Origin of the sequence: Variovorax sp. UMC13 (genome assembly GCF_014170375.1) — a bacterium.
Classification (GTDB): Bacteria; Pseudomonadota; Gammaproteobacteria; order Burkholderiales; family Burkholderiaceae_C; genus Variovorax.
On the sequence record NZ_LZZW01000003.1, the window covers coordinates 433,203 to 449,002 of the forward strand.

At 71.0% G+C, this 15,800-nt stretch carries 14 protein-coding genes; 8 read left to right on the plus strand and 6 right to left on the minus strand.

All coding sequences use genetic code 11. The features are described 5' to 3' along the window. Window positions 1–141 precede the first annotated feature (141 nt). Genes A9977_RS02785 through A9977_RS02795 form a run of 3 tightly spaced genes read left to right on the plus strand, consistent with a single transcriptional unit; the run spans window position 142 to window position 3,467 of the window. A complete protein-coding gene (locus A9977_RS02785; RefSeq protein WP_183023329.1) occupies window positions 142–1,467 on the plus strand; it encodes an MFS transporter in 1,326 nt (441 codons plus the stop codon). Between the two features lie 14 nt (window positions 1,468–1,481). Next, window positions 1,482–2,936: an amidohydrolase family protein gene (locus tag A9977_RS02790; RefSeq protein WP_183023330.1), complete on the plus strand. Its 1,455-nt coding sequence runs from the start codon at window positions 1,482–1,484 to the stop codon at window positions 2,934–2,936. Between the two features lie 45 nt (window positions 2,937–2,981). After that, window positions 2,982–3,467, plus strand: a complete 486-nt coding sequence (locus A9977_RS02795; protein ID WP_183023331.1) for a GFA family protein — start codon at window positions 2,982–2,984, stop codon at window positions 3,465–3,467. Between the two features lie 9 nt (window positions 3,468–3,476). Here the strand turns inward: A9977_RS02795 and A9977_RS02800 are convergent, their stop codons facing one another. Genes A9977_RS02800 through A9977_RS02810 form a run of 3 tightly spaced genes read right to left on the minus strand, consistent with a single transcriptional unit; the run spans window position 3,477 to window position 8,437 of the window. Next, window positions 3,477–4,211: an amino acid ABC transporter ATP-binding protein gene (locus A9977_RS02800; protein WP_183023332.1), complete on the minus strand. Its 735-nt coding sequence runs from the start codon at window positions 4,209–4,211 to the stop codon at window positions 3,477–3,479. Then, the gene (locus A9977_RS02805) at window positions 4,208–5,473 is read right to left on the minus strand and encodes a M20/M25/M40 family metallo-hydrolase (protein WP_183023333.1); all 1,266 of its coding nucleotides are present in this window, start codon (window positions 5,471–5,473) and stop codon (window positions 4,208–4,210) included. The genes A9977_RS02800 and A9977_RS02805 overlap by 4 nt, the downstream gene beginning before the upstream one ends. Window positions 5,474–5,482: 9 nt before the next feature. Next, entirely contained in the window at window positions 5,483–8,437 is a 2,955-nt protein-coding gene (locus tag A9977_RS02810; protein WP_183023334.1) for an FAD-dependent oxidoreductase, read from the minus strand. Between the two features lie 102 nt (window positions 8,438–8,539). On the opposite strand from A9977_RS02810, the gene A9977_RS02815 reads away from it, so the two are divergent. The 5 genes from A9977_RS02815 (at window position 8,540) to A9977_RS02835 (ending at window position 13,310) form a co-directional block, all read left to right on the plus strand. Then, window positions 8,540–9,436 carry a dihydrodipicolinate synthase family protein gene (locus A9977_RS02815; protein ID WP_183023335.1) on the plus strand — a complete coding sequence of 299 codons (897 nt, stop codon included), beginning with the start codon at window positions 8,540–8,542 and terminating at the stop codon, window positions 9,434–9,436. Between the two features lie 52 nt (window positions 9,437–9,488). Then, entirely contained in the window at window positions 9,489–10,319 is an 831-nt protein-coding gene (locus A9977_RS02820) for an ABC transporter substrate-binding protein (RefSeq protein WP_183023336.1), read from the plus strand. A gap of 44 nt (window positions 10,320–10,363) precedes the next feature. Further along, on the plus strand, window positions 10,364–11,086 hold the full coding sequence (locus A9977_RS02825; protein ID WP_183023337.1) for an amino acid ABC transporter permease: 723 nt from the start codon (window positions 10,364–10,366) through the stop codon (window positions 11,084–11,086). Between the two features lie 13 nt (window positions 11,087–11,099). Continuing rightward, on the plus strand, window positions 11,100–12,554 hold the full coding sequence (gene hydA, locus A9977_RS02830; protein WP_183023338.1) for a dihydropyrimidinase: 1,455 nt from the start codon (window positions 11,100–11,102) through the stop codon (window positions 12,552–12,554). A gap of 69 nt (window positions 12,555–12,623) precedes the next feature. Beyond that, window positions 12,624–13,310, plus strand: a complete 687-nt coding sequence (locus A9977_RS02835) for a GntR family transcriptional regulator (protein ID WP_183023339.1) — start codon at window positions 12,624–12,626, stop codon at window positions 13,308–13,310. On the opposite strand, the gene A9977_RS02840 is transcribed toward A9977_RS02835, so the two are convergent. The 3 genes from A9977_RS02840 to A9977_RS02850 form a co-directional block, all read right to left on the minus strand. Then, entirely contained in the window at window positions 13,288–14,553 is a 1,266-nt protein-coding gene (locus A9977_RS02840; RefSeq protein WP_183023340.1) for an MFS transporter, read from the minus strand. The two genes, A9977_RS02835 and A9977_RS02840, sit on opposite strands and share 23 nt — an antisense overlap. Window positions 14,554–14,567: 14 nt before the next feature. Beyond that, on the minus strand, window positions 14,568–15,113 hold the full coding sequence (locus A9977_RS02845; protein ID WP_183023341.1) for a hypothetical protein: 546 nt from the start codon (window positions 15,111–15,113) through the stop codon (window positions 14,568–14,570). Window positions 15,114–15,164: 51 nt separating this feature from the next. Beyond that, window positions 15,165–15,800, minus strand: a 636-nt coding sequence (locus tag A9977_RS02850; RefSeq protein ID WP_183023342.1) for a hypothetical protein, incomplete at its 5' end; no start/stop codon positions are given.

Sequence of the window (15,800 nt, forward strand, 5' to 3'; positions counted from 1 at the left end):
GAGCGTAGCAGGGCCTGGATGGCGCAAGATGGCGCGCGCATCGCGCCGATTCGCGCCATCTTTCGGCGGTCGCGAAATTGCGGCGGCGAAGGGCGGCACCGACAATTTCGCCACCCCTCACGCCGCTTCACCGCACCCCGCATGAACACCACCCACCCGCTCCAGACCCTGTCCCCGCCGCTGCCCGACGCGGCCGACCCCGACGCGTCGCGGCGCCTGTTCCGGCGTCTCGACTGGCGCATGCTTCCGCTGTTGATGGTCTGCTACATGGTGGCCTACATCGACCGCGTGAACCTGGGCTACGCGCAGCTGCAGATGAAGCAGACGCTGCCCTTCGGCGACGAGGTCTACGGCCTGGGTGCCGGCATCTTCTTCATCGGCTACTTCCTGTTCGAGGTGCCCAGCAGCATGCTGCTCAAGCGCATCGGTGCGCGTGCCACGCTGCTGCGCATCATGTTCTGCTGGGGGCTGGTCGCGGCCGGCATGATGTTCGTGCAGACGCCCACGCAGTTCTACACCCTGCGTTTCCTGCTGGGCGTGTTCGAGGCCGGCTTCCTGCCCGGCGTCGTCTACTACCTCACGCAGTGGTACCCCTCGGCGCGGCGCGGCCAGGTGGTGGCGATCTTCATGGCGGCGGCCGTGGCCGCGGGCGTGCTCGCCGGCCCGATGTCGGGCTTCATCATGAAGCACTTCGACGGCTTCCACGGCTGGACGGGCTGGCAGTGGCTGTTCCTGCTGCAGGGCCTGCCGGCCTCGGTGCTGGGCGTGGTGGTCTGGTTCTGCCTGCACGACAGCCCCGAGCAGGCGCCCTGGCTGTCGGCCGAAGAGAAGGCGCTGCTGCGCCGGCAGCTCGCGGCCGACCCCGCGGTGGCATCGGCCGGCCACGGCAGCATGCGCGCGCTGCTGAAGGACCCGCGCGTCTACGCGTTGGCGCTGGTCGATTTCCTGCTCATCGGCGCCAACTACGCGCTGGTGTTCTGGATGCCCACGCTGATCAAGGGCTGGGGCGTGACCGACCTGGTGCAGATCGGCCTCTATGCGGCCGTGCCGCAGGTGCTGGGCGTGGTCGGCATGGTCCTCATCGGCCGCAGCTCCGACCGCCGTGGCGAGCGGCGGTGGCACTATGCGGCCTCGAGCTTCCTCGCGGCCTTCGGGCTCTGGATCACCATCCAGTCGCAGAACCACCTGGCGCTGTCGATGCTGGGCCTGTGCATCGCGGTGATCGGCCTCGCGGCCGCCACGCCGCTGTTCATCACGGTCGTCACCGAGTACCTGGCCCGGCCCGTGGCCGCCACCGGCATCGCCTTCATCAACAGCCTCGCGATCCTGGGCGGCGCGGTGAGCCCGCCGGTCATCGGCATGATCAACGCCCGCGCCGGCAACCCGGTGCCGGCCATCTACTTCGTGCTGGCGCTCTATGTGCTGTCGGGCCTGCTGATGCTGGCCGTGGTGCGCCGCCGGCGCTGAACACCGGAACCGAGATGAACCCCACCGAGAACGATTCCTTCGACCTGCTGCTGTGCGGCGGCACCGTGATCGACGGCACGCGCGCGCCGCGTTTCCGTGCCGACCTCGGCGTGCGCGACGGGCGCATCGCCGCCATCGGCGACCTGTCGCAGGCCCGGGCCGCGCAACGGATCGACGCCACCGGCCGCATCGTCGCACCGGGCTTCATCGATGCCCACACGCACGACGACCAGGCGCTGCTGCTGCAGCCGGAGATGCGCTTCAAGGTCTCGCAGGGCGTGACCACGGTGATCACCGGCAACTGCGGCATGAGCGCCGCGCCGCTGCGCACGGGCGATGTGCTGCCGATGCCCATGGGCCTGATGGACGATGCCGACGGCGCGCGTTTCGCGCGCTTCGGTGACTACCTGCAGGCGCTGCGCGACCGCCCGGCCGCGCTCAACGTCGCGGCCTTCGTGGGCCACACCAACCTGCGCGTCTGGGCCATGCGCGACCTGCAGCGCGGCGCCGACGTGCAGGAGATCGAGGCCATGCGCGACCTGCTGCGCGAAGCCCTCGAGGCCGGTGCGCTGGGCCTGTCGGCCGGCACCTTCTACCCGCCCGCGGCCCATGCCTCGGCCGAGGAGATCATCGCCGTCGGCCGCGACCTGGCTGCGCATGGCGCGCGCTTCGCGACCCACATGCGCGATGAATCGAACCAGGTGATGGACGCGCTCGAGGAAACCTTCGCCATCGGCCAGGCGCTGGGCGTGCCGGTGGTGATCTCGCACCACAAGGTGCAGGGGCGCGCCAACTTCGGGCGCACCGCGCAGACGCTGCCGCGCATCCGCGAGGCCATGCAGCACCAGTGCGTGGCGCTCGACTGCTACCCCTACGACGCCGGCTCCACCATGATCCGCACCGACCGCGGCATGCTCGACGGCCGGGTGCTGATCGCCTCCAGCACGCCGCACCCCGAGTGCGCGGGCCGCGACCTCGACGACATCGCGCGCGACTGGGGCGTGGCGCGTGAAGAGGCCGCGCGCCGCCTGCAGCCCGGCAGCGCGATCACCTTCCTGATGGACGAGCACGACGTGCAGCGCGTGCTGGCCTTCGACGACACCATGATCGGCTCCGATGGCCTGCCCACCGGCCCGAGCCCGCACCCGCGGCTGTGGGGCACCTTCCCGCGCGTGCTGGGCCGCTACAGCCGCGACCTCGGCCTGTTCCCGCTCGAGACCGCGGTCTGGAAGATGACCGGGCTCACGGCGCGCAACTTCGGCCTGCAGGGTCGCGGCACATTGGCCGTGGGGCAGCAGGCCGACATCGTGGTCTTCGACGCGGCCACCGTGCGCGACACCGCCACCTACGCCGAGCCCGAGCAGGCGGCCGAGGGCATCGAGGCGGTGATCGTCAACGGCGTGCCGACCTGGCGCGCGGGCGCCTCGACCGGTGCGCGGGCCGGGCAGGTGCTGAGGCGCGCTGTGTAGAGTGGGGCGAAGCGGATCGTCCGATCCGTTCTTGAGAGGAAACCCATGCACCTCGAAGGCTCCTGCCACTGCCGTGCCGTCCGCTTCTCGCTCGAAGCCGACAGCCCGGTGCCATTCATGCACTGCCATTGCTCGATCTGCCGCAAGACGGCCGGCGGCGGTGGCTACGCGATCAACCTGGGCGGCGACGCCCGCACGCTGAAGGTCAAGGGTGCGAAGCACCTGGGCACCTACCACGCCGTGATGCGGGAGGAGGGCAAGCGCGCCACCCGCTCCAAGGCCGAGCGCCGCTTCTGCCTCAAGTGCGGCAGCGCGCTGTGGCTGTGGGACCCGCGCTGGCCCGAGCTGATCCATCCGCAGGCCTCGGCCATCGACACGCCCTTGCCCAAGCCGCCCGAGGTGGTGGAGGCGGCGCTGGACTTTGCCGCCAACTGGGAGGATGTGCCCAAGGGGCGGGGCCACAGGCACTTCGCGCGCTTTCCCTCCGAGTCGCTGGCGGAGTGGCACCAGCGGCACGGGCTGGAGGGTTAGCAGCCAGGTTCAGTGCTGCAGGATCTTCGAGAGGAACTGCTGGGCGCGGTCGGAGCGCGCCTCGACGTTGCCGAAGAACTCCTCCTTGGCACAGTCCTCGACGATGCTGCCGCGGTCCATGAAGATCACGCGGTGCGCCACCTTGCGCGCGAAGCCCATCTCGTGCGTGACGCACATCATGGTCATGCCTTCGCGCGCCAGCTGCACCATCACGTCGAGCACCTCGTTGACCATCTCGGGGTCGAGCGCCGAGGTGGGTTCGTCGAACAGCATCGCGATCGGGTCCATCGCCAGCGCGCGCGCGATGGCCACGCGCTGCTGCTGGCCGCCCGAGAGCTGCGAGGGGAACTTGTGCGAATGGGCCTGCATGCCCACGCGCTCGAGCAGCGCCATGGAGCGCGTGCGCGCCTCGCTCGACGAGCGCTTGAGCACCTTGACCTGCGCGATCGACAGGTTCTGCTCGATCGAGAGGTGAGGGAAGAGCTCGAAGTGCTGGAACACCATGCCCACGCGCGAGCGCAGCCGGTTGATGTCGATCTTGGGGTCGCCCACCGCCACGCCGTCGACCGTGATCCGGCCCTGCTGGAAGGGCTCGAGCGCGTTCACGCACTTGATCAGCGTGGACTTGCCCGAACCCGAGGGGCCGCAGACCACCACCACCTCGCCCTTGCGGACCTGGGTCGTGCAATCGGTCAGCACCTGGAAGGCGCCGTACCACTTGCTCACTTGCTGGATGTCGATCATGGGTGGTCCTTTGCGGGCGAGGTCAGGAGTTGCAGGAGCGTGTTGGCGACCACCACGGTCGCCTTGCGCAGTTCGTCGAGCGGCACGCGTTCGTCGGCGCGGTGGCCGTTGGCTTCGAGCAGCGATTCGGGGCCGGCGCCATACATCACGGTCGGGATGCCGGCTTCGCTGTAGAGCCGCGCGTCGGTGTAGAGCGGCACGCCGATGGGCGTCACCGGCTTGCCCATGACCGCGCTGGCTTCGCGGCACATGAGTTCGGCGAATTCGGCCGCGCCGGGCGCGGGCGCGAAGGGGCGGGCCAGCAGGATCTGGCGGATCTCGACTGTGATGCCCGGCAGCGCGGCGCAGGCCTCCTCGACGACCTGGCGCAGCTCGGCCTCGACCGCCTCGGGCACCTCCTCCGGCACGATGCGGCGGTCGATGCGCAGGCTCAGCATGTCGGCCACCACGTTGGTGTTGATGCCGCCTTCGATCAGGCCGACGACCATCGTCGGATGCGTGATGCCCGGCGTCCGGGAAGGCCGGTGCACGAGCTGGTCGCGGTGGCGGTAGAGCGCGGGCAGCAGGGTGGCGGCGGCCTCGATCGCGTCGGCGCCGGTGTCGGGCCGCGCCGCATGCGCGGAGGTGCCGCGCAGCGTCACTTCGAGGTGCAGGCAGCCGTTGTGCGCCACCACCACATGGTGCGAGAAGGCGGCCGAGATCACGTAGTCGGGCCGGCTCAGGCCCTGCGAAAGAATCCAACCGGGGCCGGTCATGCCGCCGGTCTCCTCGTCGTAGGTGAAGTGCAGCTCGACCGTGCCGGCCAGCGGCGTGCCGGCGGCGCGCAGCTCCTTCAGGGCGCGCAGCGCGAAGGCATAGGTCGTGAAGTCCGACTTCGAGACCGCGGCGCCGCGCCCGTAGAGCCAGCCCTCGCGCACCTCGCCACTGTAGGGCGAGCGGCTCCAGCCCGAGCCCGGCGGCACCACGTCGCCATGCGCGTTGAGCGCGATCACCGGGCCCTCGCCGAAGCGCTCGCGCACGATCAGGTTGGTCACGCTGCGCATGCCGTGCTGCTGCGCGAAGGCGGGCGGTACCGCATGGCGCTCCACCACCAGGTCCATGTCCTCGAGCAGGCGGGCCGAGAGCTCGGCATGCGGCGCGCAGTCGCCGGGCGGGTTGTCGGAGGGGCATTGCACCAGGCGCGCCAGGGTCCGGACCTGGTCTTCGAAGTGCGTGTCGATGAATTGGCGCAGCAGGTCGCGCGCGGGCGAGGATTCGGTCATGGGGCTCCGTCAGAGAAAGCGGTCGATGCGGAAAGGCGTGATGTCGATGTCGGTGCGGCCATGCACGATCAGGTCGGTGACCAGGCGCGCGGCGATCGGCGCCAGCGTGTAGCCGTTGGAGGTGACAGCGTTGTAGAAGCCGGGCACGCCGGGCACGTCGCCCAGGATCGGCGCGCCGTCGATGTTGACGTTCATGCCGGCCCAGCAGCGCACCATGTGCAGGCCGCTCACCGCCGGCAGCACCTGGCGCGCGACCCACAGGCCGCCCTCGATGCTCGAACGCTCGGCGCGGTTGAGCCGCATGCCTTCGTGGAAGGCCGCGGTCCAGCCGCCGCCGATGATCAGGCCGCCGGTGGCCGCCTGCTTGAGGCTCAGGTGCCGGTCGGCGTGCGCCACCAGGTGGTTGACCAGCGGCGGCGCGGGCTCGGTCACGATCATCTGCAGCGGCGCGCCCTTGACCGGGATCGGCACGCCGAGCATGTCGCCCACCTTGCTCGACCAGGCGCCGCTGGCGTTGACCACCCGGCCCGCGTGGATCACGCCGCGCGAGGTGTGGACCACGAAGCCGGCGCCGTCGCCGGGGCGGCGCTCGATGTCCTGCACGTCGCAGCCGCGCAGGAAGCGCGCGCCCTGCTGCCGCGCGAGCGCGGCCACGGCGTAGGTCGCGCGCAGCGGATTGATCTTGCCTTCCATCGGGCACAGTTCGGCGCCCAGCAGCTGCGGCGACAGGGCCGGCGACAGCCGGCGCAGCGTGGCGGCGTCGATCACCTGCGCGTCGATGCCGTGGCTGCGTTCCAGCGCGGCCTTGGCCTCGATGAAGCGCATGCCGGCTTCGGAATCGGCCACCATCAGGCCGCCGGTGATCTTGATCTCCAGGTCCTCGCCGCTCTCGGCCTCGATCTCCTGCCACAGCCGCACCGACATCGGGCCCAGCGGCAGCGTGGCCGCGGCCGGGCCGCCGCCTTCCTGCGCCTTGGCGCCGAAATCGAAGGACAGCAGCTGCACATGCAGGCTGCCCGCGTTGGCGCCCGAGGCCTGGAGGTTGAGGTCGTCGCGGTCCACCACCGTCACGTCTTGGCCGGCCTTCGACAGGTAGTGGCCGAGGCAGGAGCCCAGCACGCCGGCGCCGATCACCAGCACGTCGGTGCGCAAGGTGTCGAAGGGCGCATGTTCCACCGGACGCGCGAGGTTGGGCGTGATCGCCGGCTTGTGGCCGCCCCATTCGGGCTTCTCGAAGCCCAGCGCGCCGGCCGGCACCGGCTTGGCCGGCGGGCGCGGCGCGAAGTACTGCTCGACCTCGAGCGGCCGGCCCGTCATCTCGCTGACCAGCCGCGCCGCCGTGACCGCGCAGTAGCGGCCCTGGCAGCGGCCCATGCCCAGCCGGGTGTTGCGCTTGAGGGCGGCCAGCGTGTCGCGGCCCGCGCGGATCTGCTCGCGCACCGAGCCGAAAGTGATCTCCTCGCAGCGGCACAGCAGCGTGTCGTCGCTGACCGCGGCCAGCGCCACGGGAGGCGCGTCGTAGAGCGACCAGAGCGCCTGCTGGAAGCATTCGGCCTGGCGCAGCCGCGCGCGGGTCTTCGCGGGCGCGACCGCGGGGGGCGACGACAGGCCGAGCTTGCGCGCCGCGGCCCGGCCGGCCAGCGTGCCGCGGGCCAGCGCCACGCGCGAGCCGCCCATGTCGGCGCCGTCGCCGACCACGAACACGTCGGGCAGGCTGGTGGCGCCGTTCTCGGCGGTCACGGTCGCGAGGTAGCCCAGGTGGCGATCGACCACGTGGTGCGCGCAGCCCAGCATGCGCGCCAGTTCGGTCGAGGGAATGAAGCCGTAGCCCAGGCACAGCGTGTCGGCTTCGAAGCGGATTGGCGGCGCGTCGGTGGGCCGGCCCTGCGCGTCGAGCGCCACAACCTGCACCGCCTGCAGTTCGCCGTCGCCTTCGGCCGCCACCACCGCATGGCGCCACAGCACCGGCACCTTGTGCGCGCGCAACTGCCGCAGGTAGGCCCAGCCCTGGCGCACCAGGTCGGGCGCGGTGCGCGCGGTGGTCAGCAGCTGCCGCCAGTCGCGCGTGGATGGGCGAGCCGCCGATTCGAGCACCGCGAGCACCTGCGCACCGCCGGCCAGCAGCTCGGCCGCCAGCTGCAGGTTGAGCGGGCCATTGCCCGCGACCACCACGCGCCGGCCCGGCGCCACGCGGTAGGCGCGCGCCAGCGTCTGGGCCGCGCCGGTGGTCATCACGCCGGGCAGGGTCCAGCCGGGGAAGGGCACCGGCCGCTCGTAGGCGCCGGGCGCGATCACCAGCTGGCGGCAGCGGATGTTGGTGGCCCGGCCGTCGATCAGGGCGCTCACTCCATGCGCGGAGAACGCGGCCCAGACCTGCGCGCCCTGCGCCACCGTCACGCCGGCGGCCCGCACTTCACGTTCGAGCGCCAGGCCGTCGGCGAACTGGCGGTCGGCGGGGCGGGGCGCCTGCTGCGAGGGCGCCAGCGGCTTGTAGAACTGGCCGCCCGACTGCAGCCGCTCGTCGAGCACCAGCACCTCGGCGCCGGCCTGGCGCGCGGCCAGCGCGGCCGACAGGCCGGCCGGCCCGGCGCCCACCACCAGCACGTCGACCTCGCGTTCGGCCGGCCGCTCGGCGGCGGCCGGGGCCAGCGGCTGCAGCGGATCGTCCGGCGTGCCGGCGGGCATGGCCGAGCGGACCTGCTGGCCGTCCGCCACCTTGGTCAGGCAGGCGCGCTGGCTGGCCACGCCGTCGACCGTGACCAGGCAGTCGAAGCAGGCGCCCATGCCGCAGTAGAGGCCGCGGCGCTCGCCGTCGCGCGTGTGGCGCAACTGGCGGAGGTGGCTGGCCGCGAGCGCGGCCGCCACGGTCTCGCCCTCGAGGCCGTCGACGGGCTGGCCGTCGTACCAGAAGCGGATCGGCCGGCCGGCGGCGGCGATGGAGGAATGGGTGAGGCGTGCGCTCATGGACAGGTTCGAAGCAAAAAACCGCTTGATGCGATTGAACGTATACGTATACTAGCCGTATACAAATACTTCGTCACCCGATTTTTTACCGAGGACCGACCCATGACAGCGTTCCGTGGCACCTATACGGTGCTGATCACCCCGATGACCGCCGACGGAAAGCACGTGGACGTGCCGGCGCTCAAGAAGCTGGTGAACTGGCAGATCGAGGAGGGCATCCACGGGCTGATCCCCCTGGGCAGCACCGGTGAGTTCCTCTCGCTGACGCCCGAAGAGCGGCAACTGGTGATCGAGACCTGTGTGCAGACTGCAGCAAAACGCGTGCCCGTCCTGATCGGCACCGGCGCGGAGTGGACCGACGAGTGCGTGCGGCTGAGCCGCGAGGCCGAAAGCATGGGCGCCGACGGCGTGATGATCATTCCGCCCTTCTACAGCTCGCCCACCGACGACGAGCTGTTCGCCCACTACCGCAAGGTGGGCGAGGCGATCAACGTGCCGATCATGGTCTACAACAACCCGGCCACGGCCAACGTCGACCTCAGGCCCGAGCTGGTCGCGCGCCTCTCGCACATCGACAACTGCCTCTACATCAAGGAGTCCACGCTGGAGGTCACGCGGGTGCGCGACATCATCGAGCTCTGCGGCGACCGCATGACGGTGTTCGCGGGCATCCTGGGCTACGAGTCCTTCTGGCTCGGCGCGCAGGGCTGGGTCGCGGTCTGCTCCAACCTGATCCCGAAGATGTCGGCCCGCCTGTTCGAGCTCGTGGCCGACGAGCGGGACATGCCCGCCGCGCTGGCGCTCTACAAGGAAATGCTGCCGATCGTGCGCTGGGTCGGCGGCCACCGCTATGTCGCGGCCTCGAAGGACGGCCTGTCGATGATGGGCCTGCCCGTGGGCCAGCCGCGCGCGCCGCGGCTGCCGCTGCCCGCGGCCGACGCCGCCGACCTGCGCCTGGCGCTCGACCGTCTCGGCCTGCTCGATTCCATCGCGCGCTGAGCGCCGCCTTTCCCCACCCCTCGCCTCGTTCCACCTTCACCAGGACATCACCATGAAACTGCTCTCCGCTTTCGCCACGGCCGCTGCTCTTTCCATTCTCGGGACGGGGATCGCCAATGCCCAGGCCTGCACCTCGCCGGTGTCCGACGCCGCGCTGGTGAAGAAGGGCACGCTGATCATGTCGGTCAACCCGACGCTGCCGCCGATGCAGTTCGTCGACCAGACCGGCGCGCTCAAGGGCATGCGGGTCGAGCTGGGCGAGGCGATCGCCAAGCGCCTGTGCCTCACGCCCGAGTACGTGCGCATCGAGTTCTCGGCCATGATCCCGGGCCTGCAGGCCGGCCGCTGGGACGTGATCAACACCGGCATCTTCTACACCGACGAGCGCGCCAAGCTGATGCAGATGCTGCCCTACGAAGACCAGGCCATCAGCATCAGCACCGCCAAGGGCAACCCGCTGAAGATCAGCAAGCCCGAGGACCTCTCGGGCAAGAGCATCGGCGTGGAGATCGGCGGCTTCGAGGAACGCAAGGCGCGTGAACTCGACAAGCAGCTGACCGACAAGGGCATGAAGGGCATGACCATCCGCACCTTCGAGAACTTCGCGATGGCCTTCCAGTCGCTGCGCGCGGGCCAGGTCGAGGTCGCGCTGTCGATCGACTCCACCGGCGCCGAGTACCAGAAGCGCGGCGACTTCGACCGCGTGCTGCACGGCCTGTTCCCCACGCCGGTCGCGCTGGCGGCGAAGAACAAGGAGCTGTCGCTGGCGGTGGCCAAGGTGCTCAACGACATGAAGGCCGACGGCTCCTTCGCCAAGCTGTTCGACCAGTACGGCGTCAAGGCGATCGACGGTGCCGTGGTCGTCAAGGGCCCGGCAAGCTGAGCGCGCGCCGCGCTCCTCACTGACTTCGCAATCAAGGAAATTCCATGGGACAAGGCTGGAACTGGTCGGGCTTCATCGACTATCTCTTCAACCCGTACATCCTCGAGGGTGCGCTCACGACGCTGTGGCTGACGCTGGCGTCCATCGCGGGTGGACTGGTCGTGGGCTGCGCGCTGGCCCTGGCCCGGCTGTCCCGCCACCGCTGGCTCGCGGCGCCGGCGCACTTCTACATCTGGGTCTTCCGCGGCACGCCGCTGCTGGTCCAGCTGATCATCATCTACACCGGGCTGCCGCAGCTGGGCGTGAAGCTGTCGGTGCTCGAGTCGGCGCTGCTGGGCCTGATCCTCAACGAGGCGGCCTACCTGGCCGAGGTGGTGCGCGGCGGCATCCAGGGGGTGTCGGCGGGGCAGACCAATGCCGCGCGCGCCGTCGGCTTCAGCAGCGCCCAGAGCATGCGCTACATCGTGATGCCGCAGGCCCTGCGGCTGATCATCCCGACGCTGGGCAACAGCATCAACGGCCTGCTCAAGACCACCTCGATCACCTCGGTGATCTCGATGGAGGAGCTGTTGCGCCGCACCCAGGTGCTGATCCAGGAGAAGTTCATGGTGCTCGAGCTGTTCGTGGTGGCCGCGATCTACTACCTGCTCATGACCACGGTGTGGGACTTCATCCAGCGCCGCATCGAGCGCCACTACGGCCGTGCCTACGGCAACGCGAGCGAACCCGTGGCGACCCCCGCCGACGTGGTGCTCGAGCAGCGCTGACCGGAGGCCGCCCATGCCGCACTACGACCTGATCCTGCGCAACGCCGACATCGCCACGGTCGGCGACCGCTACACCGCCGACATCGGCGTGCGCGACGGGCGCATCAGCGCGATCGCGCAACAGCTCGAAGGCAGCGCCGCGCGCGAGATCGACGCGGCCGGCCGGCTCGTGACGCCCGGCGGCGTCGACGGCCACTGCCACTTCGACCAGCCCACCAGCGACGGCTCGCGCTTCTCCGACGACTTCTTCAGCGGCACCCGCTCGGCGGCCTGCGGCGGCACCACCACCGTGCTGCCCTTCGCCGCGCAGCAGAAGGGCGGCAGCATCCAGGACGCGGTCGACGACTACCACCGCCGCGCCGACGACAAGGCGGTGATCGACTACGCCTTCCACCTGATCGTGTCCGACCCCACCCAGGACGTCACGCAGCGCGAGCTGCCGGCGATGATCGAGAAGGGCTACACCTCGTTCAAGATCTACATGACCTACGAGGACCTGAAGCTGGACGACCGCCAGATCATCGAGGTGCTCGCGGTGGCGCGCCGGCAGGGCGCGATGACCATGGTCCATGCCGAGAACAGCGACTGCATCGCCTGGCTCACCGAGCAGCTGCTCGAGGCCGGGCTGACCGCGCCGCGCTACCACGCGAGCTCGCGGCCGATGGCGGTGGAGCGCGAGGCCACGCACCGCGCGATCGCGCTGGCCGAACTGATCGACACGCCGATCCTGATCGTGCACGTGTCGGGCCGCGAGGCCGTCGAGCAGATCCACTGGGCGCGCGGGCGCGGCCTGCCGATCTTTGCCGAGACCTGCCCGCAGTACCTGTTCCTGAGCGCGGAAGACCTGGGCATCGACCCCGACGATCCGATGCACGGCGCGCGCTGCATCTGCAGCCCGCCGCCGCGCGACAAGGCCAACCAGCAGTTCATCTGGAACGCGCTGTCGAGCGGGCTGTTCACGATCTTCTCGTCGGACCATTCGCCCTTCAACATCCACGGCCCCGACGGCAAGCGCGTGGCCGGCGACGACGCCTCCTTCGACCGCATCCCCAACGGCATCCCGGGCGTCGAGACGCGCATGCCGCTGCTGATGAGCGAAGGCGTGCTGGCCGGACGCATCGACGTACACCGCTTCGTCGAGCTCACGGCCACCAACCCGGCACGCATGTACGGCCTGTACCCGAAGAAGGGCACCATCGCGGTGGGCGGCGACGCCGACCTCGTGGTCTGGGACCAGTTCGAGGCCGGGCAGGAGAAGGTGATCGCCAACGCCATGCTGCACCACGCGGCCGACTACACGCCCTACGAGGGCATGCGGCTGCGTGCCTGGCCCGGCATCACGGTGTCGCGCGGGCGTGTGGTGTGGGAAGACGGCGTCTTCTCGGCCGAGCCCGGCTCGGGCCGCTTCCAGCCCTGCCTGCGGCCGCGCGCGCCCAACGCCGGCAGCCCGCTCGACAAGTGGCTGTGAGACCATTCACGCCGCAGCGGCCGGCCTGCTAAGCTTTTCGCCCCGTCTGTGGAAACTCTCTTCCCTCGCATGCCAAGTCTTCCCAGCCCGGCCCAGCCCGCCACCATCACCATCGCACCGCTCGAGGTGCGCTCCGCCAGCCTGGCCGAGCAGGCCTACATGAGCCTGCGCACCCTGATCCTGGACCGCAAGATCTCGGCCGGCAGCCCGCTGCAGGAGGCTCGGCTGGCGGAAGACCTGCGCATCTCGCGCACGCCCATGCGCGAGGCGCTGGTGCGGCTGGCCGGCGAGGGCCTGCTGGTGCGCCGCGATGCGCGCTCCTACGCGGTGCGCGCGCTGGGCACCAAGGAATACTTCGACTGCATGCGCGCGCGCGAGATCATCGAGGGCGAGGCCATCGTGCTGGCGGTCGACAAGATCAGCGACGCGCAGATCGACGCGCTCGAGGCCGACCTCAAGTCCTTCGACGCCGGCGAGCACGACGAGACCGAGCACTGGCATTTCGACGACCGCTTCCACCAGCTCATCTCGTCCGCCAGCGGCAACGTGGTGCTGCCGCGGCTGGTCGAGGAACTGCGCGTGAACGCGCGCCTGTTCCGGCTGCACAGCCCGCTGCACCGCCAGCGCGAGAACCACGACGAGCACGGCGAGATCATCCTCGCGCTGCGCGCCCGCGACCCGGACCGCGCGCGCGCCGCGATGTGCGCGCACCTGCGCAGCCTGCAGGAAGACGTCAAGCGCGCGATCGTCGGCTGAGGCCGGGCGCGCCACCGGGCACGGTCTGCGCTTCCTCGGCCCCTCGCGCGGCACAGCGTTGCGCCTGCCAGAAGAAGGGCAGGGCCAGCAGCGCAGCGGCCGCCAGCACCGCGAAGGCCAGCGCGAAGTGCTGGCCCGCGCCGACCACCGTGTTCGCCAGCGCCGGGCTCAGCGCCGCGCCCACGCCCTGCAGCGTCATGACGAAGCCGAGCGAGGTGTTGAAGCGGCCGCTGCCCTGGGTGAAGCGCTGGACCAGCAGCGGCGTGGCCACGCCCAGTGCGCCCGCGGCCACGCCGTCGAGCAGTTGCACCGGGATGTTGTTCCACTCGCTGGTGAAGGCATAGGCCAGCGCGCCGCGCAGCGGCAGCACGAGGATGGCGCCGTAGACGAACCAGGCGACGTCGAAGCGCCGGCTGCGCGCCACCCAGAGCGCCACCGGGATCATGGTGAGCTGCGCCACCACGATCGCGATGCCGGTCCACAGCAGCGGTGCCGAGTCGGCCACGGTCGCGGCCAGGCGTTGGTTGAGCAGCGGCAGCATCGCCGCATTGCCCAGGTGGAAGAAGGCGCAGGCCAGGCCGAAGAACAGCAGCGGCCGGTTGCGCAAGAGGGTGCGCAGCGGTGCGTGATCCGGGCTCGCCATGGCCGGTGCGCCGGACGTTTCGCTGCCGCGTGCCGCTTCGTGATCGATGTCTTCGGCGCGTATCGCCCACACCGACAGCAGCGCGCCCACCGTCATCGCGCCCATCACCGCGAGCAGCCACGGCGCGCCCAGGAGCGCTGCCGCGAGGCCGGCGGCGATGGCCGACAGCATGTTGCCCGCATGGCTCGCGGCCTCGTTGCGGCCGATCTGCCGTCGAAAGCCCGCGGCCTTCGCCAGGCCCAGCGTGAGCGCCGCCATGGTGGCGGCCAGCACCGCGCCGGCCACGCCGGTCACAAGCTGCGAAGCGATCAGCACCGGCCCCGACAGGGTGGAGAAGGCGGCCGCGCTGGCGGCCATCACCGCCAGCGCGGCGGCCACGGTCATCGCGCGCTTGGCATGCGAGCGGTCGACCCAGGCGCCGGCAAAGGGCGTCATGGCCACGGCCGCCAGGCCGCCCGCGGTCATGGTGTAGCCGATGAGCTCCTGCTGGACCCGGGCCTGCTGCAGGTAGGTCGCGAGAAAGGGCCCCAGGCCGTCGCGCACGTCGGCCATGAAGAAGGCCAGCCAGCCGAGCGCCAGCAGGGAGGTCCGCGCGGCCATGGCCGGTGCGCCGCTCAGTGCGCCGGTCCGACCGGACGGCCGTTGACGCGGTGCGCCTCGATCACCCGGCCCGCGCCGGTCGCGAGCGGCCGGGCCGGCCCTTCGGCCCGCACCGCATCGCCGAGCTGCAGGCCCAGCGCGCGCAGGCCCTCGGGCCGGGTGTGGACGAAGTCGCCGTTGTCCAGCACCACGCCGTTGGCCTCGCCGTGTTTGGCGTGGTTGAAGCGCACGACCTTGCCGTGCGTGCCGGCCTTGGCGTCGGCTGCCTCGGGGGCCTGGCCGTCGATGCGGGCCAGCCGTTCGAAGCGGTACACCGTGTGGGCCGCCTCGCCCTTGGGCGAAGGGGGCGCTTCGGTGCCTTCGACCACCAGCGCCTGGCCGGGGCGCAGGCTGCCGAACAGCGCCGTGGCGGCGGTGTCGTGCGCATCGGTGGCGAACTGCGTCGGCACGCCGTCGGTGTCGATCATCAGGCCCTCGATCGCGCCCTTGGGGCTGTAGATCAGGTGCTGGAACTGGCCTTCGACGGACCAGACGTCGATGTCATGGGAAGGATGTGGCATGGCGGGTTTTCTCGGAATGTGGGGAGGGAAGAAGTGGGAGGGTCGCGTCGATCAGGACGCCGGCACCGGCGGCACGGGCATCGGCCGCTCGGCCACGGGCGGCGCCGGCCGCGCCCGCGGGCCGCGTTCGCGATGCGCGCGCGGACCGCGTGGCGGCTCGGCGCCGGGGCCGGCGAACAGCTCGCGCATGCTGTCGGCGCTGCCGCCGATCGCGGTCGCTTCCAGCGCGCTGCCCAGCGGGCCGCGGCTGCCCCAGCCCTTGGCGCTGACCGTGCTGCCGGGCTGCAGCGTCGGTGCCAGCGCGGCGCCGGCATGCGGCGGGAAGCGCACGATGCCGCCGTTGTCCAGCAGCACGCCGTGGACGTCGCCGCGGTCGGTGTAGAGCAGGCGCGCCACGCGCCCGCTCGCGCTCATCGCGGCCAGCGCGCCGCGTTCACGAGGCGGGGGCGGCGGCAGGTCGGCGAGGGCCGGCGGCTGGTCGGCCACGGTGTGGCCGTTGGCGCTCAGGCTCGCGGCGCGCAGCACCGGCGCTTCCGGTGCGCGCCAGCCGCTGACCTGCACCCGGTCACCGGGCTTGAGCATCCGCTGCACGGCGGCCGACAGGTGCGGGGGAAAGGCGACCTGCGTGCCGTCGGCCAGGAGCAGGCCGTCGATGTCGCCGTTGGGATTGAGCAGCCACTGCTGCAG

Coding starts and splice junctions, on each gene's coding strand:
- A9977_RS02785 (WP_183023329.1), top strand. CDS start 142: ATGAACACCACCCACCCGCTCCAGACCCTGTCCCCGCCGCTGCCCGAC.
- A9977_RS02790 (WP_183023330.1), top strand. CDS start 1,482: ATGAACCCCACCGAGAACGATTCCTTCGACCTGCTGCTGTGCGGCGGC.
- A9977_RS02795 (WP_183023331.1), top strand. CDS start 2,982: ATGCACCTCGAAGGCTCCTGCCACTGCCGTGCCGTCCGCTTCTCGCTC.
- A9977_RS02800 (WP_183023332.1), bottom strand. CDS start 4,211: ATGATCGACATCCAGCAAGTGAGCAAGTGGTACGGCGCCTTCCAGGTG.
- A9977_RS02805 (WP_183023333.1), bottom strand. CDS start 5,473: ATGACCGAATCCTCGCCCGCGCGCGACCTGCTGCGCCAATTCATCGAC.
- A9977_RS02810 (WP_183023334.1), bottom strand. CDS start 8,437: ATGAGCGCACGCCTCACCCATTCCTCCATCGCCGCCGCCGGCCGGCCG.
- A9977_RS02815 (WP_183023335.1), top strand. CDS start 8,540: ATGACAGCGTTCCGTGGCACCTATACGGTGCTGATCACCCCGATGACC.
- A9977_RS02820 (WP_183023336.1), top strand. CDS start 9,489: ATGAAACTGCTCTCCGCTTTCGCCACGGCCGCTGCTCTTTCCATTCTC.
- A9977_RS02825 (WP_183023337.1), top strand. CDS start 10,364: ATGGGACAAGGCTGGAACTGGTCGGGCTTCATCGACTATCTCTTCAAC.
- hydA (WP_183023338.1), top strand. CDS start 11,100: ATGCCGCACTACGACCTGATCCTGCGCAACGCCGACATCGCCACGGTC.
- A9977_RS02835 (WP_183023339.1), top strand. CDS start 12,624: ATGCCAAGTCTTCCCAGCCCGGCCCAGCCCGCCACCATCACCATCGCA.
- A9977_RS02840 (WP_183023340.1), bottom strand. CDS start 14,553: ATGGCCGCGCGGACCTCCCTGCTGGCGCTCGGCTGGCTGGCCTTCTTC.
- A9977_RS02845 (WP_183023341.1), bottom strand. CDS start 15,113: ATGCCACATCCTTCCCATGACATCGACGTCTGGTCCGTCGAAGGCCAG.